The organism is Vibrio sp. D173a, assembly GCF_030248475.1.
The window spans coordinates 1-1,021 of the sequence record NZ_JAHGAH010001018.1 but is presented as its reverse complement, the minus strand read 5'-3'; the positions used below and the strand labels follow the sequence as shown (position 1 = coordinate 1,021).

1 protein-coding gene and 1 pseudogene are annotated in these 1,021 nt (G+C 46.5%); one reads left to right on the top strand and one right to left on the bottom strand.

Features of this window, described 5'->3' with window-relative positions; translation table 11 throughout:
- Positions 1–19 precede the first annotated feature (19 nt).
- Positions 20–496: a YHS domain-containing (seleno)protein gene (locus KIV40_RS30990; RefSeq protein ID WP_285353133.1), complete on the top strand. Its 477-nt coding sequence runs from the start codon at positions 20–22 to the stop codon at positions 494–496.
- 85 nt (positions 497–581) lie between these two features.
- On the opposite strand, the pseudogene KIV40_RS30985 reads toward KIV40_RS30990, so the two are convergent.
- Positions 582–1,021: pseudogene (locus KIV40_RS30985) on the bottom strand (hypothetical protein); the annotation flags it as partial.

Below are 1,021 nucleotides of genomic sequence, written 5' to 3'. Positions count from 1 at the left end.
CAGAGACAAGGAATACGCTATGTCACCTATTAAATCAGCAGGTAAAAAATTCACTCTTGCAGCAGCATTAGTTGGCGCGAGTTTTTCAGTGATGGCAGCAGACATCGACATGAGCGTCGATAGCAATGATTTGGCGATTAAAGGTTATGGTCCTGTGGCCTACTTTACGGATGCAGGCGCAGTACAAGGTTCACCTGAATATACTGCCACTTACAAAAATGCCATTTACCAGTTTGCAAGCAGCGAAAACCGCGACCAATTCCGCGCCGATCCACAAGCTTATGCGCCTCAATATGGCGGCTACTGTGCCTTTGGTGTAGCAATGGGTAAGAAGTTCGAAACAGACCCTAACGCATGGAAGATTGAAGACGGTAAGCTCTACTTGAACTTAGATAAATCGGTGCAAAAACGCTGGTTAGAAGATACCCAAGGCTTCATTCAAGATGCTAACGGCAACTGGCCAGAGATCAAAACCGTTGATGCCGCTAAGCTTTAAAAGGAAACCATCTTTCCCTTCCCTTGAAGCAAAACGGAAGAGTATGACTCTTCCGTTTTCATTTCCATATGATCAGCGTACCTCTCTAACGGTGCTTAAAGCGTCGCGTGAGATAAGGTGCACCAATCAAGATCCAGAGCATCCCAATCAAGATTGCCAGTGCGTTCACGGCTAAGAGCACGATACTGGTTGTCGCAGACGAGACTAAAGACAGGCTCGTTCCCGCAATGACCGCAGCACCGACTATCGAAGCAATAACTTGCTGCCAAGGGTTAAGCTTCAAAGCTTCTGACTGGTCGCTACGCACCAACAATGCAATGAATAGCCCAAGTGCAGCAAACCATGAGAACACGTAAAGGGGCTGCAGTAACTGTAAGGTACCAAAGAAATAAACCACCAATAACAACAGCCACAAACGCTTAGATTCAACTAACCGTTTCTGATTTGCGATTCTAAACTCGTAGACCTTCAGAGATATCAAAGCGATCAAACCGCCTAATCCGACTCCCGCGACAATGTCGGTAG